Source organism: Streptomyces sp. NPDC020898 (assembly GCF_044333925.1).
GTDB lineage: Bacteria > Actinomycetota > Actinomycetes > Streptomycetales > Streptomycetaceae > Streptomyces.
Map to the genome: position 1 here is coordinate 351,986 of NZ_JBIRRV010000004.1, position 21,119 is coordinate 373,104.

The window sequence follows — 21,119 nt, forward strand, 5'->3', positions numbered from 1 at the left end:
ACGGCTGTGGATAACTCTCCGGTCCAGGGCAGGCGGGCGCCGTTCGCCGGTCGTGCAGGGTCTATGGAGGGGGCTGCGCGGGGCGGGTGGCCGTGAGTACCGTGCCCGTGCGCACGCCGTGTCGTGGTGTGTGTGGGCAGGCGGACCGCAGTGGGACCGGGGATCGGGAGACGGGGCGGAATGGACGCGTACGAGGCAGGCCCGAACGCCCGGCACGGGCGCGACGAGCCCGGCGAGGCCGAGGGCGCCCTGCCCGACGTCCCTCAGCCGCCGCCCGAGCCCGGCCCGCCGGACGACTCCGCGCCTCCCCCGGGCCCCCCGGAGGCCCCCCGCCCGGCACTGGCGGCCCTCTCCCTCCCGTACCAGATAGGCGCCGCCCTCGCCGTCGCGGTCGTCGCTGTTGCCGCGTGTGTCCACCTCGGCATGGTCTTCCTGCATGTCGCGCCCTCGAACACGGTCAGCAAGGAGCACACGCGGGCGATCGACGAGTGGATCTACCCGGAGTTCGAACAGAACTGGAAGCTCTTTGCCCCCAACCCGCTTCAGCAGAACATCGCTGTCGAGGTCCGCGCCGATGTCGCCACCGCGGAGGGCGAGGCCCGGACGACCGGCTGGTACGACCTCTCCGCGCTGGACGGTGAGGCCATCAAGGGCAATCTGCTGCCGAGCCACACGCAGCAGAACGAGCTGCGCCGGGCCTGGGACTTCCTCGTCGGCTCGCACGACGCCCAGAACCGCCCCTCGGGCCTGCGTGGTGTCCTCGCCGAGCAGTACCTGCGCCGCATCGTCGTCATGCGCCTCGACCGCGAGGACGTGGCCGGCCCCGGCGGCACGATCGACCGCGTCCAGGTCCGCTCCCGCAGCACGAACGTCCGACCGCCCGAGTGGAGCCAGGATCAGGTGGCCGACAAGCCCACGTACCGCGTACTGCCCTGGTGGCCCGTCCCCGACGACGAGACGCCCGCGGCGGCGGCAGGCGCGGTAGGCGCGACGGACGCGACGAAGGCGGACGCCTCATGACCCGCCTCGCGCTGTCGGCCTCCCGCTCTGCCTCCCGTTCCGTCTCGCTCGGCATCGGCCGGGTCACCGAGACCGCCCTGGGCCCCTACCAGGCCGCCGTCGTCCGTATCGGTTTCTCCGCGACCTGGCTGCTGTTCCTGCTGCGCGAGTTCCCGCACCGGCAGGAGCTGTACGGTCCCGACGGGCCCTGGAGCTGGGATCTTTCCCAGCAGCTCATCGCGGACAACGGCGCGTTCACGGTCCTCATGTGGTCCGGCAGCCAGCTCTGGTTCGAGCTCGTCTACGTGCTCGCCGTGCTCGCCAGTGTCCTGCTCCTGCTCGGCTGGCGGACCCGCACCCTGTCCGTGGTCTTCATGGTCGGCGTGCTCTCGCTCCAGAACCGCAGCATCTTCGTGGGCGACGGCGGCGACAACGTCCTGCACCTGATGTCCCTCTACCTGGTGTTCACGCGCTGCGGCCAGGTGTGGTCCCTGGACGCCCGGCGCAGGCGCGAGGCACGCGCGCGCGTTCCCGAAACCGCCCCCGACCGCGTGGGCCCCGCGCTCTGGACCGTCCTCGGGCTCCTCCTCGTCGCCGGTACCGCCGCAGGCAAGCTCGGCGGGGACTGGCTGGTGCCGACGATCCTCTGGGGCATGTGGCTGGCGCAGGGCGTGTGGTGGGCCGTGGAGCGCCGTGGGCGGGGCGGTGAGCCCCGGATGCTCCTCGACATCGTCGGCAACCTCGTCCACAACGCGGCCCTCTTCGTGATCATGGCCGAGGCCTGTCTGATCTACGCGACGGCCGGCTGGTACAAGATCCAGGGCTCGCGCTGGCAGGACGGCACCGCGGTCTACTACCCGCTCCACCTCGACTACTTCTCCCCGTGGCCTGCCCTGTCCGACCTGATGTCGTCGAGCGGCACGATGGTGATGCTCGTGACATACGGGACGGTGATCGTGCAGGTCGCCTTCCCCTTCACGCTCTTCAACCGGCGGGTCAAGAACGTCCTGCTCGCCGTGATGATGACCGAGCACGCCGTGATCGCCGTCGTCCTGGGGCTGCCCTTCTTCTCGCTCGCGATGATCGCCGCGGACGCGGTCTTCCTTCCGACCTCCTTCCTGCGCCGCCTCGGCGACGGGGCGGCACGCGCGCGTGGACGCCTGCTCGCCCGCCTGCCGGGGAACGGCCGTACGAAGCCGCCGGACCGGCGCACCCCGGGGGAGGCCGACGAGCCGGCGGTGGAGGAGCAGGCGGGACCCCCGCACGTAGGCTTTAAGGCATGAAGGACGCAGCGACGGACCCGGTGACAGCCCCAGGGACAGCCCCCGAGGCGGAGTCGGCGGCCGAGTGGCGCCGCCTCGCCGGTACCGCCGTCCTGCTCGACGGCTTCCACGCCCTCAAGCACGCCGTCCGTTTCGGCGCGCGTGTCCCGGTCGCCGTGACCACCGACCGCCGGGCGACGCTGGATCTCGCCGCCGAGCTGGCTCCGGACGTACGGGACACCCTGGACGCCCTCCTGGTGGAGGTCCCGGAAGCCACGTACAGGTCCTTCGTGCCGCGTCCGCATCCCACCGGGGTGGCCGCCCTGGCAGTACGGCCCTCCCGCGGGGCCAACCTGGAGGCGCTCGCGCGCACGCCCAGGACCGCGCCCGTCGTCGTCCTCGACAACCCGCGCAACCTCGGCAACGCCGGGGCCGTGATCCGGTTGGCGGCCGGTTTCGGCGCCACCGGGGTCGTCACCACCGGCACGCTCGACCCCTGGCACCCCACGGTCGTACGCGCCGGAGCGGGGCTGCACTTCGCGACGGCCGTGGAGCGGCTGACGGTGGCCGAGCTGCCCGCCGGGCCGGTGTTCGCCCTCGATCCGGAGGGCGACGACATCCGGGGGCTGAAGCTCCCGGACGACGCCGTGCTGGCCTTCGGCTCCGAGCGCAGCGGGCTGTCGCCCGAACTACGCGCGCGCGGCGACCACTTGGTGTCCCTCCCGATGCGCCCCCAGGTCTCCAGCTACAACCTCGCGACCAGCGTGGCCATGACGCTGTACCACTGGAGCGTCACCGGTAACGCGGCCCTCTAGGCCTGGCGGCGCACTTCCACCACCCGGAACCGGTTCGCCACGAACGCCCCGTCGCACAACGCCGCGTTCGCGGCCGGGTTGCCGCCCGAGCCGTGGAAGTCGGAGAAGGCGGCCGTCTGGTTGACGTACACCCCGCCGGTCAGGTTCAGCGACAGCTGGGCGCACTCCTCCAGGCAGGCCTCCTGGACGGCCTGTTCGAACTCCGTGTCGGTCGTGTACGCGCCGACCGTCATCGCGCCCTTGTCCCGGACCGTCCGCCGCAGCAGCTCCACCGCGTCCGCCGCCGAGTCGACCGCGACGGCGAAGGAGACCGGCCCGAAGCACTCGCTCATGTAGGCGGCCTCGGAGTCCGCCCCGTCCCAGTATTTCCGCGCGCCGTCGAGTTTCACGATCACCGGTGTACGGACCACCGCGTCCGGGAAGTCCGGGTTGGCGATCTCCCGTGAGGCCAGGGCGACTTCGCCGAGGCCGGCTGCCGCCTCCAGGCGTGCCTTCACGTCGGGGTTGACGATCGCGCCCAGCAGCCCGTTCGCCCGCGCGTCGTCGCCCAGGAGGCCGCCGACCGCGGCGGCGAGGCCGGTGACCACCTCGTCGTACGACTTGTGGCCCTCCTCCGTACGGATGCCGTCGCGGGGGATCAGGAGGTTCTGCGGGGTCGTGCACATCTGGCCGCTGTACAGGGAGAGAGCGAACGCGAGGTTCGACAGCAGGCCCTTGTAGTTGTCGGTCGACTCCACGATCACCGTGTTGACGCCGGCCTTCTCCGTGTAGACCTGCGCCTGGCGGGCGTTGGCCTCCAGCCAGTCGCCGAACGCCGTCGAGCCCGTGTAGTCGATGATCCGGATCTCGGGGCGCAGGGCGAGGGTCTTGGCGATGCCCTCGCCGGGGCGCTCGGCCGCCAGCGCCACCAGGTTCGGGTCGAAGCCCGTCTCCGTCAGGACCTCGCGCGCGATCTGGACGGTCAGCGCGAGCGGAAGTACCGCGCGCGGGTGGGGCTTCACGAGAACCGCGTTGCCCGTGGCCAGGGAGGCGAACAGGCCCGGGTAGCCGTTCCACGTGGGGAAGGTGTTGCAGCCGATGAGGAGGGCGATGCCGCGCGGGACCGGCGTGAACTGCTTCGTGAGGGCCAGCGGGTCGCGCTTGCCCTGGGGCTTGGTCCACTCCGCGGAGTCGGGGGTGCGGACCTGCTCCGCGTACGCGTACGCCACCGCCTCCAGGCCGCGGTCCTGGGCGTGCGGGCCGCCCGCCTGGAACGCCATCATGAAGGCCTGGCCGCTGGTGTGCATGACCGCGTGCGCGAACTCGTGCGTCCGGCCGCTGATCCGCTTCAGGATCTCCAGGCACACCATCGCGCGGGTCTCGGCGCCCGCGTCCCGCCAGGCGCCCTGGCCGGCCTTCATGGCGGGCAGCAGCACGTCGACGTCCGCGTGCGGGTAGGTGACGCCCAGGCCGATGCCGTACGGGGACACCTCGGCGCCCACCCAGTCGTCCGTGCCGGGCTGGCCGAGGTCGAGGCGGGTGTTCAGCACGGCGTCGAAGGCGGCCTTGCCCGCGGCCATGTCCAGGCTGCCGTCCGCCCCGTACGCCTTGGGGTGTTCGGGGTGCGGGGACCAGTACGCGCGCGTGCGGATCGCTTCCAGTGCCTGGTCCAGGGTGGGCCGGTGCTGGGCGATCAGCTGGTGCGCGGTGAGTTCGGCGGCCATGGGGTAACCATCTCCTCGTCTCAAGAGCACTTCTTCGAGCTCATGACCTGGGCACGAAAGACATGACAGAGTTAGAGTAACCGAACGATCGGTCGGGACAAGGGGGTCCGCCGCATCTGTGGAAAACCCCGTGCGGGAGGATCGCGCACATGACAGCACTCGACCTCAGCAGCCCCGTGGCCGTCGTCGGCGCCGGCACCATGGGCCAGGGCATCGCCCAGGTCGCGCTGGTCGCCGGTCATCACGTACGGCTGTTCGATGCCGCTCCGGGGCGGGCCCAGGAGGCCGCCCGGGCGATCGGCGAGCGGCTCGACAGGCTCGTCGAGAAGGACCGGCTGACGGCGGTCGACCGGGACGCCGCCCAAGGCCGGCTGCACACCGCCGGGAGCCTCGCCGAACTCGCCGACTGCTCCCTCGTCGTCGAGGCCGTCCTCGAACAGCTCGACGTGAAGCAGGAGTTGATGCGCGCGCTGGAGGACGTGGTCGACGACGACTGTCTGCTCGCCACCAACACCTCCTCCCTGTCCGTGACCGCCATCGGGGGCGTCATGCGCAACCCCGGCCGGTTCGTGGGCCTGCACTTCTTCAACCCGGCGCCGCTGCTGCCCCTCGTGGAGGTCGTCTCCGGGTTCGCCACCGACGTCACGTCGGCCACGCGCGCGTACGAGATGGCTCGCGCCTGGGGCAAGACCCCGGTGGCCTGCGCCGACACCCCCGGTTTCATCGTCAACCGGCTCGCCCGGCCCTTCTACGCGGAGGCCTTCGCGGCGTACGAGGCCCAGTCCGCGGACCCCGCCACCATCGACGCGGTGCTGCGCGAGTGCGGCGGCTTCAGGATGGGCGCCTTCGAACTGACCGACCTCATCGGGCAGGACGTCAACGAGGCCGTCACCCACTCCGTGTGGCAGGCCTTCTTCCAGGACGTGCGGTACACGCCCTCGCTCGCCCAGCGCCGGCTCGTCGAGTCGGGCCGGCTCGGCCGCAAGACCGGGCAGGGCTGGTACGACTACGGCGACGACGCCGAGCCGGCCGAACCGCACACCGCGGAGCAGGCCCAGGCGCCCGCGTACGTCGTCGCCGAGGGCGACCTTGGCCCCGCCGCCGAGCTGCTCGCGCTGATCCGCGAGGCGGGCATCCCCGTCCGTGAGGACGAGGAGGACCACGGGACCCGGCTGGTGCTGCCCAGCGGCGGTCAGCTGGTGCTCGCCGACGGGCAGACCTCCGTCGAGTTCCGTGACGTCGTCTACTTCGACCTGGCCCTCGACTACCGGCGGGCCACCCGCATGGCCCTCTCCGCGTCCCAGGACACCCAGCCGCAGACCCTCGCCGAGGCCATCGGCCTCTTCCAGGCGCTCGGCAAGGACGTCAGCGTCCTCCAGGACACCCCCGGCATGATCGTCGCCCGCACGGTGGCCCGGATCGTCGACCTCGCGCACGACGCCGTCGCCAAGGGCGTCGCCACCGAGGAGGACGTCGACACGGCGATGCGCCTCGGCGTCAACTACCCGCTCGGGCCCTTCGAATGGAGCCGCAGGCTCGGCCGGAGCTGGGCGCACGAGATCCTCGACGAACTGCACCAGCGCGACCCGAGCGGACGGTACGCGCCGTCCCTCGCGCTCTACCGCCACGCGTACGCCACCGACAAGCGGGAGGGCACCCCATGACCACCGCCAAGCGCGACACGTACACCCCGCAGACGCTGCTCCAGGTCGCCGTCCAGGTCTTCAACGAGCGGGGCTACGACGGCACCTCCATGGAGCACCTCTCCAAGGCCGCGGGCATCTCCAAGTCGTCGATCTACCACCACGTCACCGGCAAGGAGGAGCTGCTGCGCCGCGCCGTGGACCGGGCGCTGGACGGGCTCTTCGGGATCCTCGACGAGGAGCACGCGTGCGTGGGGCCCGCCGCCGGGCGTCTGGAGTACGTCGTGCGGCGCATGGTCGAGGTGCTCATCGCCGAACTGCCGTACGTGACGCTGCTGCTGCGGGTGCGCGGCAACACCGATACCGAGCGCCAGGCCCTGGAACGGCGCCGGGACTTCGACCACCGGGTCGCCGACCTGCTCAAGGCCGCGGCGGCCGAGGGGGACATACGCGGTGACGTGGAGGTCCGGCTTGCGACGCGGCTCGTCTTCGGGATGATCAACTCGGTCGTCGAGTGGTACCGGCCCGACGGGCGCGGCATGGGTGAGCGGGAGGTCTCCGACGCGGTGGTGCGGCTGGTCTTCGGGGGGCTGCGCAGTCCGGAGTGAGTCACCCTGTGCCAGTCGGTAGGGCGGACTCAGCCCTCCGGCTCCAGGTCCTCCTCCTCGAACACCAGCAGTGTGCGCGTGCTGAGCACCTCCGGGATCGCCTGGAGGCGGGTCAGCACCAGCTCGCGCAGCGCCTTGTTGTCGGGTGTGTGGACCAGCAGGAGTACGTCGAAGTCGCCGCCCACCAGGGCGATGTGGTCCGCTCCGGGGAGCAGTCTCAGCTGCTCGCGGACCGTGCGCCAGGAGTTCTGCACGATCTTCAGCGTGATGTAGGCGGAGGTGCCCTGCCCAGCGCGTTCGTGGTCCACGCGGGCGCCGAAGCCGCGGATCACGCCGTCCTCGATGAGGCGGTTGATGCGTGCGTAGGCGTTGGCCCGCGAGACGTGGACGCGTTCGGCCACGGACCGGATCGAGGCGCGGCCGTCGGCCTGGAGCATCTGGAGGATGTCCTGATCGATCGCGTCCAGCGGGCGAGGGGGTGGCAGGGCCGGGCCGCCGTCCGGGCGTTCGGCCATTTGTTCAGGTGCCATGTCCCCCCGCCTCCCTACCATGGACGTACTGCGTCCATCTCAGGTTGTGGAGAACCGTTTGTCCACAGCCTGGCGGTGCCTGTAGCCAAATTGTGCCGACGACCGAACAATCGGTAGGTGAGACGCCTCACATCCGTGGTGCGTCCGAAGCCGTCTCCCACGAGGAGGTGCCGTCATGACGGTCATGGAGCAGCGGGGCGCATACCGGCCAACGCCGCCGCCCGCCTGGCAGCCCCGCACCGACCCCGCGCCGCTGCTGCCCGACGCGGCTCCGTACCGCGTCCTCGGCACCGAGAAGGCGGCGCAGGCGGACCCGGGGCTGCTGCGCCGGCTGTACGCGCAGCTGGTGCGCGGGCGCCGGTACAACGCGCAGGCCACCGCCCTCACCAAGCAGGGCCGGCTCGCCGTGTATCCGTCCAGTGTCGGCCAGGAGGCCTGCGAGGTGGCCGCCGCGCTCGTCCTGGAGGACCGCGACTGGCTGTTCCCCAGCTACCGGGACACGCTCGCCGCCGTCGCCCGGGGCGTGGACCCCGTACAGGCGCTGACGCTGCTGCGCGGTGACTGGCACACCGGGTACGACCCGCGTGAGCACCGGGTGGCGCCCCTGTGTACGCCGCTCGCGACGCAGCTGCCGCACGCCGTCGGGCTCGCGCACGCCGCGCGTCTCAAGGGTGACGACGTGGTCGCGCTGGCTCTGGTCGGCGACGGCGGCACCAGTGAGGGCGACTTCCACGAGGCGCTGAACTTCGCCGCCGTGTGGCAGGCGCCGGTTGTCTTCCTGGTCCAGAACAACGGCTTCGCGATCTCCGTCCCGCTCGCCAAGCAGACCGCCGCCCCGTCGCTGGCCCACAAGGCCGTCGGCTACGGGATGCCGGGCCGCCTGGTCGACGGCAACGACGCGGTCGCCGTGTACGAGGTGCTGGGCGACGCCGTGCGGCACGCGCGCGCGGGTGGCGGTCCCACGCTGGTCGAGGCGGTGACCTACCGCGTGGAGGCGCACACCAACGCCGACGACGACAAGCGCTACCGGGCCGAGTCCGAGGTCGCCACCTGGCGCGAGCACGACCCGATCGTGCTCCTGGAACAGGAGCTCACCGCGCGCGGGCTGCTCGACGAGGACGGCATCCGGGCCGCCCGCGACGACGCCGAGGCCCTCGCCGCCGACCTGCGCGCCCGGATGAACCAGGACCCGGTGCTCGACCCCATGGACCTGTTCTCCCAGGTGTACGCCGAGCCGACCCCTCAACTGCGCGAGCAGCGGGCCCAGTTGCGGGCCGAGCTCGAAGCCGAGGCGGACGGGGCGCACCGATGACCACCGTCGCCCTCAAGCCCGCCACCATGGCGCAGGCCCTCACGCGCGCGATGCGCGACGCCATGGCCGCCGACCCGACCGTGCACGTCATGGGCGAGGACGTCGGCACCCTCGGCGGGGTCTTCCGGGTCACCGACGGTCTCGCGAAAGAGTTCGGCGAGGACCGCTGCACGGACACCCCGCTCGCCGAGGCGGGCATCCTCGGAACGGCCGTCGGCATGGCGATGTACGGCCTTCGCCCGGTCGTCGAGATGCAGTTCGACGCGTTCGCCTACCCCGCGTTCGAGCAGCTGATCTCGCACGTCTCCCGGATGCGCAACCGCACGCGCGGTGCCATGCCCCTGCCGATCACCGTCCGCGTGCCCTACGGCGGCGGCATCGGCGGCGTCGAACACCACAGCGACTCCTCCGAGGCGTACTACATGGCGACTCCGGGGCTCCATGTCGTCACGCCCGCCACGGTCGCTGACGCGTACGGCCTGCTGCGGGCCGCCATCGCCTCCGACGACCCGGTGGTCTTCCTGGAGCCCAAGCGTCTGTACTGGTCGAAGGATTCCTGGAACCCGGACGAGCCGTCGGCCGTTGAACCGATAGGACGCGCGGTGGTGCGGCGCCCGGGCCGCAGCGCCACCCTGATCACGTACGGGCCGTCCCTGCCCGTCTGCCTGGAGGCGGCGCGGGCGGCCGAAGCGGAGGGCTGGGACCTGGAGGTCGTCGACCTGCGTTCCCTGGTTCCGTTCGACGACGAGACGGTGTGCGCCTCGGTACGGCGGACCGGGCGGGCCCTCGTCGTCCATGAGTCGGGCGGTTTCGGCGGCCCGGGCGGGGAGATCGCGGCCCGCGTCACGGAGCGCTGCTTCCACCACCTGGAGGCGCCGGTGCTGCGCGTCGCCGGGTTCGACATCCCGTACCCGCCGCCGATGCTGGAACGGCACCACCTGCCCGGCGTCGACCGAGTCCTGGACGCTGTCGGGCGGCTGCAATGGGAGGCGGAACGCTGATGGCACAGGTACTGGAGTTCAGGCTCCCCGATCTCGGCGAGGGGCTCACCGAGGCACTGATCGTGCGCTGGCTGGTCGAGGTCGGCGAGGTCGTCGCCGTGGACCAGCCGGTCGTCGAGGTCGAGACGGCCAAGGCGATGGTCGACGTCCCGTGTCCGTACGGAGGCGTCGTCACCGCCCGCTTCGGCGAGGAGGGCACCGAACTCCCCGTCGGGGCGCCCCTGGTGACGGTCGCGGTAGGCACCCCGGCCCACCCCGACCCCGCCGGTGACGCGGACCGGGGCTCCGGCAACGTGCTGGTGGGGTACGGCACGTCCGAGGCGCCGGCGCGACGGCGGAGGGTACGGCGGGAACAGGCGGCGCCCGCCGCTGCGCCTGCTGCTCCGGTGGCCCTCAAGGAGGGCCCCGTACCGGTCATCTCGCCGCTCGTCCGCCGGCTCGCCCGCGAGAACGGCCTGGATCTGCGGGAGTTGGCGGGCACCGGGCCCAACGGACTGATCCTGCGCGCCGACGTGGAGCACGCCCTGCGCACCGGCACCGACACCGCGCGGCCCGGGTCCCCGGCTCCAGTTCCTGCCGCGCCCCCTGTCTCCGCCCCCACAGAGGGCACCCGCGTCCCCCTCAAGGGCATCCGCGGTGCCGTCGCCGACAAGCTCTCCCGCAGCCGGCGTGAGATCCCGGACGCGACCTGCTGGGTGGACGCCGACGCGACGGAACTGATGCACGCGCGCGTGCACATGAACGGAGCCTCGGGCCCGAAGATCTCCCTCCTCGCCCTGCTCGCCCGTGTCTGCACCGCCGCGCTCGCCCGGTACCCCGAGCTGAACTCGACGGTCGACCTGGAGGCCAGGGAGATCGTCCGGCTCGACCGCGTCCACCTCGGCTTCGCCGCGCAGACCGAGCGCGGACTCGTCGTCCCCGTCGTACGGGACGCGCACACGAGGAACACCGAGTCGCTGAGCGCGGAGGTGGCGCGGCTGACCGAGGCGGCCCGCACCGGCACCCTCACGCCCGCCGAACTCACCGGCGGGACCTTCACGTTGAACAACTACGGCGTGTTCGGTGTCGACGGCTCCACACCGATCGTCAACCACCCCGAGGCGGCCATGCTCGGCGTCGGCCGGATCGTCCCCAAGCCGTGGGTGCACGAGGGCGAGCTGGCGGTGCGCCAGGTCGTCCAGCTGTCGCTCACCTTCGACCACCGCGTGTGCGACGGCGGTACGGCGGGCGGTTTCCTGCGCTATGTGGCGGACTGCGTCGAACAACCGGCGGTGCTGCTGCGCACACTGTGATCAGGGTGGCGCGCAGACGTTCCCTGTGATCGGCGGCGGCCCGCATACTCGGAGGGTGACCGCCTACGAGCCCCAGCCCTCCGGGACCCCCGGCATCGACGGCTACGACGCCGTCGTGCTCGCGGGCGGGGCCGCCCGGCGGCTCGGCGGCGCCGACAAGCCCGGCGTGCGGGTGGGCGGGCGCGCGCTGCTCGACCGGGTGCTCGCCGCCTGCGCCGACGCCGGCACCACCGTGGTCGTGGCCGGCCCCCGGCCCACCGCACGACCCGTGACCTGGGCCCACGAGGACCCGCCGGGCGGCGGACCCGTGGCCGCGCTCGACGCGGGCCTGCGACACACGAAGGCCGCGCACGTCGTCGTACTCTCCGCCGATCTCCCGTTCCTCGAACCGGCGACGGTACGAGGGCTCCTCGGCGCCCTGCGGACGAGCGGCGCCGAGGGGGCGCTGCTCACCGACACCGGCGGCCGGGACCAGCCGCTCGTGGCCGCGTACCGGGCGTCCGCGCTGCGCCGGGAGCTGAGCGCGCTCGCCCTTGAACACGGCGGACTCACCGGGCTGCCGCTGCGCCGGCTGACCGGCGCGCTCGAACTCACCCGTGTGTCCGACCCCGTCGCGTCCTTCGACTGCGACACCTGGGACGACATCGCCGCCGCCAGAGCACGCATCAGGGAGCATGGGCACGTGTTGGACGAATGGATTTCCGCAGCCAAGGACGAACTGGGCATCGACCTCGACGTCGACACCACCCTCCTCCTCGACCTCGCCCGTGACGCCGCGCACGGAGTGGCCAGGCCGGCCGCCCCGCTGACGACGTTCCTCGTCGGCTACGCGGCGGGCCGGGCCGGGGGAGGCCCGGAAGCTGTCGCCGAGGCCACCCGCAAGGCCGTCGCCCTCGCGTTGCGCTGGGCCGACGAGGCCGCTGCCGCCGATGCCGGGCCCGATGCGGGCCAGGCACCCGACAGCCGCCCGGACGCCGGATGACCCCCGGCGGCCTCGCCTCCGACGGCCTGGACGACCTCGGCGCCGAGGAGGCGCTCGCTCTCGTGAAGGAAGGCAACAGCAACGGCAGGCAGGGCAACGGCCCGAACCCCGAGGGCGCCGCGGTACCGACCCCCGTGGGGGAGGGCGAACACCAGGGCGACGCTCCCGGAGCCCCGGGCGGCCGCCCCGCTGCCGGTGCCGGCGACGGCGTCTACGACGTGGAGGCCGACCGCTCGGGCCCCGGCACCGGCCCGGACGCCGCCTCCACCCCCACCGCCGCTTCCGCCGGCCCCGAGCGACCCCGGGCCACGCCCTGGCCCCAGGCCCGCGTCATCGCCGAGCGCGCCGCCCGCCAGGTCCCCCGTACCGCCGCGGCCCCCGTCTCCGTCCCCCTCGGCTCGGCCCTGGGCCTGGTCCTCGCCGCTCCCCTCGCGGCCCTCACCGACCTCCCCTCGTTCGACACCTCCGCGATGGACGGCTGGGCGGTGGCCGGCCCCGGCCCCTGGGACGTGCGCGAGGTCGGTGTGCTCGCCGGGCACGCACAGCCCGAGCCGCTCACCGACGGCGAGGCGGCACGGATCGCGACGGGCGCCCGTATCCCGCGCGACACGACCGCCGTACTGCGCAGCGAGCACGGCCGCACCGACGACAAGGGCCGACTGCACGCCACCCGGGACGTGAGCCACGGCCAGGACATCCGGCCGCGGGGCCAGGAGTGCCGCTCGGGTGACCAACTGCTGCCCACCGGCACCTTCGTGACCCCGGCCGTGCTCGGGCTCGCCGCCGCCGCCGGGTACGACACGCTCGCCGCGATCCCCCGCCCCCGTGCCGAAGTCCTCGTCCTGGGCGACGAGTTGCTCACCGAGGGGCTGCCGCACGACGGTCTGATCCGGGACGCGCTCGGCCCGATGCTGCCGCCCTGGCTGCGCTTGCTCGGCGCCGACGTCATCGCCGTACGCAAGCTCGGGGACGACGCCGAGGCGCTGTACGAGGCACTGAAGAACTCCCCCGCCGAGATCGTCGTCACCACCGGTGGCACCGCCGCCGGACCTGTCGACCATGTCCACCCCACCCTGCGCCGCCTCGGCGCCGAGCTGCTGGTGAACGGTGTCCAGGTGCGCCCCGGCCACCCCATGCTGCTGGCCCGGATCAAGGAGAACCAGCACCTCGTAGGGCTGCCCGGCAACCCGCTGGCCGCCGTCTCCGGGCTGCTCACCCTCGCCGAGCCCCTGCTGCGGACCCTCGCGGGACGGACGGCGCCGGAGCCGTACACGCTGCCGCTCAAGGGCGAGGTGCACGGGCACCCGCACGACACCCGGCTCATCCCTGTCGTCCTGCGCGGCGACCGGGCCGTGCCGCTGCATTACAACGGTCCGGCCATGCTGCGCGGCATCGCGGCGGCCGAGGCCCTCGCGGTCGTACCGCCCGGTGGCGCACGCCCCGGCCAGGAACTGGAACTCCTCGACCTTCCCTGGTCGGCAGCCGCCGAAGCCGGGGTGTGTTTCACGTGAAACATTCAGGTCGGAACGGCGTTCACCACAGGGGAGGATGTTTCACGTGAAACTGCCGGGCCACGACACGATCGCCCGTCAGGCGGACGAGCATCTGGTGACCCACCGGGTGAAACTTCCCCGGACAGTGGTGGAACGGCCGATCCGTCAGGTCGCCAAACGTGTCGCGATGGCGCTGCTGGTGCTGGTCGGAACCGCGTTCATCGTCTACGCCGACCGCGACGGCTACGGCGACAACACCGACGGTTCCGTCGACCTTCTCGACGCCTTCTACTACGCCACCGTCACCCTCTCCACCACCGGATACGGCGACATCGCGCCCGTCAGTGACGCCGCCCGGCTCACCAACATCTTCGTCATCACACCGCTGCGCGTGCTCTTCCTGATCATCCTGGTCGGCACGACTCTCGAAGTCCTCACGGAACGCACGCGCGAGGAGTGGCGGCAGAACCGCTGGAGGGCGGCCTTGCGAGATCACACCGTTGTCATCGGGTTCGGGACCAAGGGGCGGTCGGCCGTACAGACCGTCTGCACCACCGGGCTGAAGAAGGAACAGGTCGTGGTCGTCGACCCGAGCGCGAAAGCCGTGGACGCGGCCACCGCCGAGGGGTACGCCGGAGTGGTCGGGGACGCCACACGCAGTGACGTACTGCTGCGGGCCGAGCTCCAGAAGGCACGGCAGATCATCATCGCCACCCAGCGCGACGACACGGCCGTGCTCGTCACGCTGACCGCCCGGCAGCTCAACCGCCAGGCCAAGATCGTGGTCGCCGTGCGCGAGGAGGAGAACGCGCCGCTGCTCAAGCAGTCCGGCGCCGATGCCGTCATCACGAGCGCGAGCGCGGCCGGGCGGCTGCTCGGGCTGTCCGTGCTCAGCCCCGCCGCCGGCATGGTCATGGAGGACCTCATCCAGCAGGGCAGCGGGCTCGACATCGTCGAACGGCCGGTCATAAAAGCCGAGGTGGGCAAGGGGCCGCGCGAGACGGACGACCTCGTCGTGAGCGTCGTACGCGGGCATCGCGTGCTGGGATACGACGATCCGTCCATCGGTCAGCTCCAGGTGGCCGACCGGCTCATCACCATCGTGCGGGCGACGCCGGGCGCCCATGTCGCGCCCGACGTCCGCAAACTCCCGCAGGACTGAGCTACTTGCGGTTGTAGAGCCGCATCGTCACCGGCCCGAAGACCAGCACGAGCAGCCCCGCCCACCCCAGCGTCCAGGCGATCTCGGCGGCCGGCCACTCGCCGGCCATCAACTCCCGCACCGCCGACGACAGATGGGTGATCGGGCTGTTGTTGACGAAGGCCTGGAGCCAGCCGGGCATGGTGCTCGGGTCGACGAAGACGTTCGACAGGAAGGTCAGCGGGAAGATCACCATCATGCTGACGCCCATCACCGACTTCTCCGTGCGTAGCATCAGCCCGAACATCGTCCAGATCCACGAGAACGCGAACGAGAAGACCAGGAGCAGGGCGATGCCGGCGGCCACGCCCACCACTCCGCCGTCGGGGCGGTAGCCCAGGATGATGCCGACCGTCAGCATCACCACGGACGCCATGGTGTAGCGCAGGGCGTCGCCGAGGAGATAGCCGACCATCACCGACGGCCGCCAGATCGGCAGCGTACGGAAGCGGTCGAAGACGCCCTTCTCGATGTCCGTGTTGACCGAGACGCCCGTGTACATCGTGATCATCACGACCGACATCACCAGGATGCCCGGCAGCAGGAACTGGATGTACTCGCCCGGGGAGCCGGCCAGTGCGCCCCCGAACAGGTACGTGTACATCAGCACCATCATGATCGGGAACGCGGTGACGTCGAAGAGCTGCTCCGGGACGTGCTTGATCTTGAGCATCGCGCGCCAGCCGAAGGTGAGGGACGCCGAGAGCGCGCTGGGGCGCGGCGGCCGGTCCTTGGCGATGAGCAGCGCGGCGAGCGAATCGGTGCTGACCGGGGCGAGTTCCCTGTTCTCGGTGGTGGTGGTCGCGGTACTCATGCCGCAGCCTCGCCTTCCATGGAGTCGGCCGGGGAGTCAGTCGGGGAGCCGGCCTGCGTGTCGTGTCCGGTGAGGGCGAGGAAGACCTCGTCCAGGCTGGGCTGTCCCAGGGAGAAGTTGTCGACGGTGATGCCGGAACGGGCCAGTTCGGAGAGCGCGCGCGCCGCCTGCTCGGCCGCGGTGTCGCTGCCCGACGTACCCATGCGGGCCGTCAGCGCCACCGGATCGGGGTCGCGCTGCACCGGTGCGTCGAGGGCCCGCCGCAGCACCTCCTCCGCCTGTGGCCGCTGTGCAGGGTCGCGCAGCCGCAGATGGACGGATCCGGCGCCGACGGACGCCTTCAGCTCGCCCTTGGTGCCCTCGGCGATCACCTTGCCCTTGTCGATGACGGCGATCCGGGACGCCAACTGGTCGGCCTCGTCCAGATACTGCGTGGTCAGCAGCACCGTCGTGCCCTGGGCGACGACCGCGCGCACGATGTCCCACACCTGGTTGCGGCTGCGCGGGTCGAGGCCCGTCGTCGGCTCGTCGAGGAAGAGCAGGTCGGGGGTGTTGAGGATGGACGCGGCGATGTCGATACGGCGCCGCATACCGCCCGAGTAGTGCTTGACCTGCTTCGCCGCCGCGTCCGAGAGCCCGAAGGCCTCCAGGAGCTGGGCGGCACGCTCGCGGGCGGTCCGCTTGTGGTGGCCGAGGAGCCGGCCGAGCAGCATCAGGTTCTCGGTGCCGGTGAGGTCCTCGTCGACGGACGCGTACTGGCCGGTGAGGCTCACCCTGCCGCGTACCGTGTCGGCCTCGCGGACGACGTCGTGGCCGAAGACATGCGCTTCGCCGCCGTCGGGTCGCAACAGGGTGGCCAGCATCTTCACGGTGGTCGTCTTGCCGGCGCCGTTCGGCCCGAGGACCCCGTAGACCGTGCCGGTGGGCACGGTGAGGTCGACGCCGTCGACGGCCCGGGTGTCGCCGAACGTCTTCACCAGACCGGCGGTCTCGATCGCGATGTCCGGCGCCTCGGCCGCCCTGCCTGCTGTGGCTGCCTGTGGGCTCATGTCTCAGGGTCCTTCCGGAGTCCTTGCGCGTACGGGGTTACGCGAGGGGAGACCGCGGGCCGCCCGGAAACTCATCGGTCGCGCGGCACGTTTCTCCACGGTCTCTCCGTCGGACCCGGACCGCACCTCAATTTCGCCGGGGCGGGGAGTAGCGTCCCCTCATGCATGCGATCACGATTCCCGAACCCGGAGGGCCCGAGGCGCTGGTGTGGGCCGAGGTCCCCGATCCCGTGCCCGGCGAGGGCGAGGTGCTGGTCGAGGTGGTGGCCGGCGCCGTCAACCGTGCCGACATCCTGCAACGCCAGGGCTTCTACAACCCGCCGCCCGGCGCCTCCCCGTACCCCGGCCTGGAATGCTCCGGCCGGATCGCCGAGGTCGGCCCCGGGGTGTCCGGCTGGAGCGTCGGCGACGAGGTGTGCGCGCTGCTCGCGGGCGGCGGTTACGCGACGAAGGTGGCCGTCCCGGCCGGGCAGTTGCTGCCCGTGCCCGAGGGCGTCGACCTGAAGCGGGCGGCGGCGCTGCCCGAGGTGACCTGCACGGTCTGGTCGAACGTCTTCATGATCTCCCACCTCCGCCCCGGCGAGACCCTCCTCGTGCACGGCGGCTCCAGCGGCATCGGCACGATGGCCATCCAGCTCGCCAAGGCGGTCGGCGCGAAGGTCGCCGTGACGGCCGGGACGAAGGAGAAGCTCGACCAGTGCGCCGAACTCGGCGCCGACATCCTCGTCAACTACCGCGAGCAGGACTTCGTCGAGGAACTGAAGCAGGCCACCGGCGGCGCCGGCGCCGACGTCATCCTCGACAACATGGGCGCCAAGTACCTGGACCGCAACGTCCGCGCCCTCGCCGTCAACGGACGGCTCGCGATCATCGGTATGCAGGGCGGCGTCAAGGCCGAACTGAACATCGGCGCGCTCCTTGCCAAGCGGGCCGCGATCAGCGCGACCTCGCTGCGCGCCCGCCCGCTCGTGGAGAAGGCGGCGATCGTGGCCGCCGTACGCGAACACGTCTGGCCGCTGCTCGCAGCCGGTCACGTACGGCCGGTCGTCGACCGCGAGTTCCCGATGAGCAAGGTGGCGGCGGCACACCGGCTGGTGGAGGAGAGCGGGCACATCGGAAAGGTGCTGCTGGTGAACCCGTAGCCGGACGCCCGTAGGCCGGTCACGCCCTGCGTACGCGCAGCCGCAGGGCGAAGAGGGCGAGGCCCAGGCCGAGGCCGACGAGGACCAGTCCGCTGCCCAGCGGCAGTATCCGCAGCACCGGTCCGGAGACCGCGCCGGGCAGCGCGCCGGCGTCCTGCGGATCGTCCGGGTCGGAGGTGGGGATGGGGGCGGTTTCCTCGTACGCCGCCGGGTCCCCCGCCTCGTCGGGCGGCGCGGAGTCACGTCGTCCGGGGCGCTCCCGCCCCTCGCCCGCCCGGCTGCCGGCCCGGGACGCGTCGGGGGCGGGCCGGGCCACGTACGGGACGGGGGCGCCGGCGGTGTCGTACGACGGTGTCGTGCCCGGCAGGGAAGCGGCGAGCGCGGGTGCCGCCAGAGCCAGCAGAGTCGTCCCTGTGCGCAGTGCGCGGAGCCATGGAGTCATGTCGGTGGCCTCCTCCCGCAGCGGAGTCGCCAGTCACCAGGTTCGACGGGATCAGCCTCACACGCACCCGACGGTCCGGCATCCCGGGCGGGAAACCACCGGGCCGGACCTGCCGTCGGACCCGCCGCGGACCTGCCGACCGACGGAAACCTCCGGTCCGTACACGGTGGATCACTCCATAAGGGGGGCACCACGCTGATGGAGTGTGTGGGTGCGAGAGAATGGCGACATGGAGATGCCGAGGAACGAAAGGTCGCCGGAGAACCCTCAGATCCTGGTCGTTGGCCAGGACGGGATGGCTCTCGGCGGCGGTGGTGACGAGGACTCCCGAGAGATCCCGGTGACGGAGATGGTGGAGCAGCCCGCCAAGGTCATGAGGATCGGCAGCATGATCAAGCAGCTGCTGGAGGAGGTACGTGCGGCTCCTCTGGACGAGGCGAGCCGCGTTCGGCTCAAGGAGATCCACGCCAGCTCGGTCAAGGAGCTGGAGGACGGTCTGGCACCCGAGCTGGTCGACGAACTGGAGCGCCTGTCCCTGCCGTTCACGGACGAGGGGATTCCCAGCGACGCCGAACTGCGGATCGCGCAGGCCCAGCTGGTGGGCTGGCTGGAGGGCCTCTTCCACGGGATCCAGACCACCCTGTTCGCCCAGCAGATGGCGGCGCGCGCCCAGTTGGAGCAGATGCGCCGCGCGCTGCCGCCGGGAGTCGGCGGCCACGAGGGCGACGACGACCTGCGAGCGGGCGGGCGTACAGGCGGGCCCTACCTCTAGGTCCTGCTACCCAGATCTCATGGAGCGGGGCCCGGCAGCCGACTGACCGGCTGCCGGGCCCCGCTCCATGAACAACGGCATGAACAACCGTGCGCTCAGGCCGGGTTGCCCGTCGACACGCTCAGCTCGATCACCGGCATGTTCTCCGGATCGACGTCCGTGTCAGCGGACGGGAACTGGTCCATGACCGTGTCCTTGCCGTACGTGTTCTCGGCGACCCGCTTGACCTTCATCTGCCAGCCGGCCGCCTGGAAGCAGGTCTTGACCGAGGTCAGGTTTTTGAAGGCGAAGTTCGGCACCCGGATCTTGTCCGGGTCGTTGTACGACTCCCGCGCCTCCGAGCACTCCTCCTCGTCGATCTTCTTGCTCAGGTCCGGTCCCTTGTATCCCGAGGCCTGCGAGGCCGGAGCACTCGCGCTGCTGCCGGCGCCGGTGCCGGTGCTTGTGCCGCCACCGTTGTCGGTGCTGTCGTTGCCGCCCAGGTTCAGGGCCAGGAGCAGGCCGCCGATGGCGACGAGCGAGACGACGATCGAGCCCACGATCACCGGGGTGTTGCTCTTCCGTCCTCCTCCGGAGGAGGACGGGGGCGAGGGCGAGTAGGCGACCGGAGGCGTGTGCTGCGGCGCGTACGCACCCGGCGCCTGGTATGCGGCCTGCTGCGGATAGCCGTACGCCGGAGCGGGTGTCTGCGGGGGCGTGTGCGGCTGTGCGTATGACGGGGGCGGAGTGGCGCCGTACGGGTTCGCGTGCGGGTGCGGGGTCGGCTGGTACGGGGTCTGTACGGAGCCGGGCGGGGCCGGGGTCGCCTGGTCGACCGGCGGGAAGACGGCCGAGGCGACGCCCGCGCCGCTCTGCGACGGGGCGCCCGGGACGATGTTCGGCGCGGCCTGCTGGAGGGAGGCGGCCACGCGCAGGCACTCGTCGCGCATGGCGACGGCGCTCGGGAAACGCTCGTTCGGGTTCTTCTTCAGCGCGCGGGCGACGAGCGCGTCCAGCGCCGGGGGCAGCGCCCGGTTGACCGAGGACGGGGCGACCGGCTGCTCCTGGACGTGCGCGTACGCGATCGCAAGCGCCGAATCCGCGTAGAACGGCAGCCGTCCGGTGACCAGCTGGAACAGCATGATGCCGACCGAGTAGAGATCGGAACGAGCGTCCACACCGCGGCCCAGCGCCTGCTCCGGGGAGAGGTACTGCGGGGTGCCGACGACCATGCCGGTCTGCGTCATCGACGTGACGCCCGACTGCATGGCGCGGGCGATGCCGAAGTCCATGACCTTGACGACACCGCGCTTGGTCATCATCACGTTGCCCGGCTTGATGTCCCGGTGGACCAGCCCCATCTCGTGGCTGATCTCCAGCGCCGCCAGCACGTCCGCGGTGACCTTCAGGGCCTTGTCGGCGGGCATCGCCCCGAACTGACGTACGTCCGCGTCGAGAACGGAGCCGAGCGGCTGCCCCTCGACGTACTCCATGACGATGTACGGCGTCGTGGTGCCCGCGACATCGTCCTCACCGGTGTCGAAGACCGAGACGATGTTCGTGTGGGTGAGTTTGGCCACGGCCTGGGCCTCGCGGCGGAAGCGCTCGCGGAAGGCCGGTTCCCGGCCCAGCTCGGTGTGCAGCGTCTTGACCGCGACCTGCCGGTCGAGGACCGAGTCGTACGCGAGGTGCACCGAGGCCATACCGCCCTCGCCGAGCAGATCGCGCAGCTGGTAGCGCCCGCCGGCGAGCGCGTGCCCCGCGTACCTGCCGTGTGCGCCGTCCTGGCTCATGTCTCCGCGTCCCCCGAACTTCTCCACAGCCGCACGTGATCGATTGGCTGGTTCCCGGCCAAGTCTGCCGGAGGGCACTGACACGTCAAGCGCGGTGCCCGTTCCGTGACCGTACGCGAAGGAAGCGTCGCGGAAGCGTTACGGGGGTTGCACGGACACAGCACGCAATTTGCACGACGATACCCGCAACGGGTTTGATGGCCGGTCCGCCCGGGACCCGTATCCGGGCTCCTCGCGGAGCTCGTCCAGGATCTCCTCCCGGACCGGAGGCTTGCGCGGAGGCTGTA

19 protein-coding genes are annotated in these 21,119 nt (G+C 71.7%); 13 read left to right on the forward strand and 6 right to left on the reverse strand.

The window, feature by feature from the left end:
* Positions 1-180: 180 nt before the first annotated feature.
* Genes ACH4TV_RS16010 through ACH4TV_RS16020 form a run of 3 tightly spaced genes read left to right on the forward strand, consistent with a single transcriptional unit; the run spans position 181 to position 3,076 of the window.
* Positions 181-1,020, forward strand: a complete 840-nt coding sequence (locus tag ACH4TV_RS16010; protein WP_398398339.1) for a DUF5819 family protein — start codon at positions 181-183, stop codon at positions 1,018-1,020.
* A complete protein-coding gene (locus ACH4TV_RS16015) occupies positions 1,017-2,282 on the forward strand; it encodes an HTTM domain-containing protein (protein WP_398398341.1) in 1,266 nt (421 codons plus the stop codon). Before ACH4TV_RS16010 ends, ACH4TV_RS16015 begins: the two co-directional genes overlap by 4 nt.
* Entirely contained in the window at positions 2,279-3,076 is a 798-nt protein-coding gene (locus ACH4TV_RS16020; RefSeq protein WP_398398343.1) for a TrmH family RNA methyltransferase, read from the forward strand. Before ACH4TV_RS16015 ends, ACH4TV_RS16020 begins: the two co-directional genes overlap by 4 nt.
* Here the strand turns inward: ACH4TV_RS16020 and paaN are convergent.
* Positions 3,073-4,779: a phenylacetic acid degradation protein PaaN gene (gene paaN / locus ACH4TV_RS16025; RefSeq protein ID WP_398398345.1), complete on the reverse strand. Its 1,707-nt coding sequence runs from the start codon at positions 4,777-4,779 to the stop codon at positions 3,073-3,075. The two genes, ACH4TV_RS16020 and paaN, sit on opposite strands and share 4 nt — an antisense overlap.
* Positions 4,780-4,928: 149 nt before the next feature.
* Between paaN and ACH4TV_RS16030 the strand changes: the two genes are divergently transcribed.
* Positions 4,929-6,443: a 3-hydroxyacyl-CoA dehydrogenase gene (locus tag ACH4TV_RS16030; protein WP_398398347.1), complete on the forward strand. Its 1,515-nt coding sequence runs from the start codon at positions 4,929-4,931 to the stop codon at positions 6,441-6,443.
* The gene (locus ACH4TV_RS16035; RefSeq protein WP_398398349.1) at positions 6,440-7,030 is read left to right on the forward strand and encodes a TetR/AcrR family transcriptional regulator; all 591 of its coding nucleotides are present in this window, start codon (positions 6,440-6,442) and stop codon (positions 7,028-7,030) included. Before ACH4TV_RS16030 ends, ACH4TV_RS16035 begins: the two co-directional genes overlap by 4 nt.
* Positions 7,031-7,059: 29 nt before the next feature.
* Here ACH4TV_RS16035 and ACH4TV_RS16040 read toward each other — a convergent pair whose 3' ends face one another.
* The gene (locus tag ACH4TV_RS16040) at positions 7,060-7,545 is read right to left on the reverse strand and encodes an Lrp/AsnC family transcriptional regulator (RefSeq protein ID WP_398398832.1); all 486 of its coding nucleotides are present in this window, start codon (positions 7,543-7,545) and stop codon (positions 7,060-7,062) included.
* Between the two features lie 190 nt (positions 7,546-7,735).
* On the opposite strand from ACH4TV_RS16040, the gene pdhA reads away from it, so the two are divergent.
* From pdhA to ACH4TV_RS16070, 6 genes are read left to right on the forward strand one after another with little or no spacing between them, the layout of a single operon-like run.
* Complete coding sequence (gene pdhA / locus ACH4TV_RS16045) at positions 7,736-8,872, forward strand: pyruvate dehydrogenase (acetyl-transferring) E1 component subunit alpha (protein ID WP_398398351.1); 1,137 nt, start codon at positions 7,736-7,738, stop codon at positions 8,870-8,872.
* Positions 8,869-9,873, forward strand: coding sequence for an alpha-ketoacid dehydrogenase subunit beta (locus tag ACH4TV_RS16050; protein ID WP_398398353.1), 1,005 nt, complete (start codon positions 8,869-8,871; stop codon positions 9,871-9,873). Before pdhA ends, ACH4TV_RS16050 begins: the two co-directional genes overlap by 4 nt.
* The gene (locus tag ACH4TV_RS16055) at positions 9,873-11,165 is read left to right on the forward strand and encodes a dihydrolipoamide acetyltransferase family protein (RefSeq protein ID WP_398398355.1); all 1,293 of its coding nucleotides are present in this window, start codon (positions 9,873-9,875) and stop codon (positions 11,163-11,165) included. The genes ACH4TV_RS16050 and ACH4TV_RS16055 overlap by 1 nt, the downstream gene beginning before the upstream one ends.
* Before the next feature lie 55 nt (positions 11,166-11,220).
* Positions 11,221-12,147, forward strand: coding sequence for an NTP transferase domain-containing protein (locus ACH4TV_RS16060; RefSeq protein WP_398398357.1), 927 nt, complete (start codon positions 11,221-11,223; stop codon positions 12,145-12,147).
* Positions 12,144-13,658 (forward strand): molybdopterin molybdotransferase MoeA, encoded by a 1,515-nt coding sequence (locus ACH4TV_RS16065; protein ID WP_398398359.1) that lies wholly within the window; start codon positions 12,144-12,146, stop codon positions 13,656-13,658. Before ACH4TV_RS16060 ends, ACH4TV_RS16065 begins: the two co-directional genes overlap by 4 nt.
* A gap of 37 nt (positions 13,659-13,695) precedes the next feature.
* Positions 13,696-14,802 carry a potassium channel family protein gene (locus tag ACH4TV_RS16070; RefSeq protein WP_398398361.1) on the forward strand — a complete coding sequence of 369 codons (1,107 nt, stop codon included), beginning with the start codon at positions 13,696-13,698 and terminating at the stop codon, positions 14,800-14,802.
* 1 nt (position 14,803) lies between these two features.
* On the opposite strand, the gene ACH4TV_RS16075 is transcribed toward ACH4TV_RS16070, so the two are convergent.
* Both ACH4TV_RS16075 and ACH4TV_RS16080 read right to left on the reverse strand, forming a co-directional pair.
* Complete coding sequence (locus ACH4TV_RS16075; RefSeq protein WP_398398363.1) at positions 14,804-15,655, reverse strand: ABC transporter permease; 852 nt, start codon at positions 15,653-15,655, stop codon at positions 14,804-14,806.
* Positions 15,652-16,704 carry an ATP-binding cassette domain-containing protein gene (locus ACH4TV_RS16080; RefSeq protein WP_398398365.1) on the reverse strand — a complete coding sequence of 351 codons (1,053 nt, stop codon included), beginning with the start codon at positions 16,702-16,704 and terminating at the stop codon, positions 15,652-15,654. The genes ACH4TV_RS16075 and ACH4TV_RS16080 overlap by 4 nt, the downstream gene beginning before the upstream one ends.
* Positions 16,705-16,865: 161 nt before the next feature.
* On the opposite strand from ACH4TV_RS16080, the gene ACH4TV_RS16085 reads away from it, so the two are divergent.
* Complete coding sequence (locus ACH4TV_RS16085) at positions 16,866-17,846, forward strand: NAD(P)H-quinone oxidoreductase (RefSeq protein ID WP_398398367.1); 981 nt, start codon at positions 16,866-16,868, stop codon at positions 17,844-17,846.
* Between the two features lie 19 nt (positions 17,847-17,865).
* Here the strand turns inward: ACH4TV_RS16085 and ACH4TV_RS16090 are convergent, their stop codons facing one another.
* Positions 17,866-18,288, reverse strand: a complete 423-nt coding sequence (locus ACH4TV_RS16090; protein WP_398398368.1) for a hypothetical protein — start codon at positions 18,286-18,288, stop codon at positions 17,866-17,868.
* 229 nt (positions 18,289-18,517) lie between these two features.
* Between ACH4TV_RS16090 and ACH4TV_RS16095 the strand changes: the two genes are divergently transcribed.
* Entirely contained in the window at positions 18,518-19,060 is a 543-nt protein-coding gene (locus ACH4TV_RS16095; protein WP_398398370.1) for a bacterial proteasome activator family protein, read from the forward strand.
* A 95-nt stretch (positions 19,061-19,155) separates the two neighbouring features.
* Here ACH4TV_RS16095 and ACH4TV_RS16100 read toward each other — a convergent pair whose 3' ends face one another.
* Positions 19,156-20,832 carry a protein kinase gene (locus ACH4TV_RS16100; RefSeq protein ID WP_398398372.1) on the reverse strand — a complete coding sequence of 559 codons (1,677 nt, stop codon included), beginning with the start codon at positions 20,830-20,832 and terminating at the stop codon, positions 19,156-19,158.
* Between the last annotated feature and the right edge of the window lie 287 nt (positions 20,833-21,119).

Bases quoted from the DNA above. Each gene is read 5' to 3' on its own strand.
- ACH4TV_RS16095 (WP_398398370.1), top strand. From the start codon at position 18,518: ATGGAGATGCCGAGGAACGAAAGGTCGCCGGAGAACCCTCAGATCCTG.
- ACH4TV_RS16020 (WP_398398343.1), top strand. From the start codon at position 2,279: ATGAAGGACGCAGCGACGGACCCGGTGACAGCCCCAGGGACAGCCCCC.
- ACH4TV_RS16070 (WP_398398361.1), top strand. From the start codon at position 13,696: ATGTTTCACGTGAAACTGCCGGGCCACGACACGATCGCCCGTCAGGCG.
- ACH4TV_RS16030 (WP_398398347.1), top strand. From the start codon at position 4,929: ATGACAGCACTCGACCTCAGCAGCCCCGTGGCCGTCGTCGGCGCCGGC.
- ACH4TV_RS16035 (WP_398398349.1), top strand. From the start codon at position 6,440: ATGACCACCGCCAAGCGCGACACGTACACCCCGCAGACGCTGCTCCAG.
- paaN (WP_398398345.1), bottom strand. From the start codon at position 4,779: ATGGCCGCCGAACTCACCGCGCACCAGCTGATCGCCCAGCACCGGCCC.
- ACH4TV_RS16040 (WP_398398832.1), bottom strand. From the start codon at position 7,545: ATGGCCGAACGCCCGGACGGCGGCCCGGCCCTGCCACCCCCTCGCCCG.
- ACH4TV_RS16075 (WP_398398363.1), bottom strand. From the start codon at position 15,655: ATGAGTACCGCGACCACCACCACCGAGAACAGGGAACTCGCCCCGGTC.
- ACH4TV_RS16085 (WP_398398367.1), top strand. From the start codon at position 16,866: ATGCATGCGATCACGATTCCCGAACCCGGAGGGCCCGAGGCGCTGGTG.
- ACH4TV_RS16090 (WP_398398368.1), bottom strand. From the start codon at position 18,288: ATGACTCCATGGCTCCGCGCACTGCGCACAGGGACGACTCTGCTGGCT.
- pdhA (WP_398398351.1), top strand. From the start codon at position 7,736: ATGACGGTCATGGAGCAGCGGGGCGCATACCGGCCAACGCCGCCGCCC.
- ACH4TV_RS16100 (WP_398398372.1), bottom strand. From the start codon at position 20,832: ATGAGCCAGGACGGCGCACACGGCAGGTACGCGGGGCACGCGCTCGCC.
- ACH4TV_RS16015 (WP_398398341.1), top strand. From the start codon at position 1,017: ATGACCCGCCTCGCGCTGTCGGCCTCCCGCTCTGCCTCCCGTTCCGTC.
- ACH4TV_RS16065 (WP_398398359.1), top strand. From the start codon at position 12,144: ATGACCCCCGGCGGCCTCGCCTCCGACGGCCTGGACGACCTCGGCGCC.
- ACH4TV_RS16055 (WP_398398355.1), top strand. From the start codon at position 9,873: ATGGCACAGGTACTGGAGTTCAGGCTCCCCGATCTCGGCGAGGGGCTC.
- ACH4TV_RS16050 (WP_398398353.1), top strand. From the start codon at position 8,869: ATGACCACCGTCGCCCTCAAGCCCGCCACCATGGCGCAGGCCCTCACG.
- ACH4TV_RS16080 (WP_398398365.1), bottom strand. From the start codon at position 16,704: ATGAGCCCACAGGCAGCCACAGCAGGCAGGGCGGCCGAGGCGCCGGAC.
- ACH4TV_RS16010 (WP_398398339.1), top strand. From the start codon at position 181: ATGGACGCGTACGAGGCAGGCCCGAACGCCCGGCACGGGCGCGACGAG.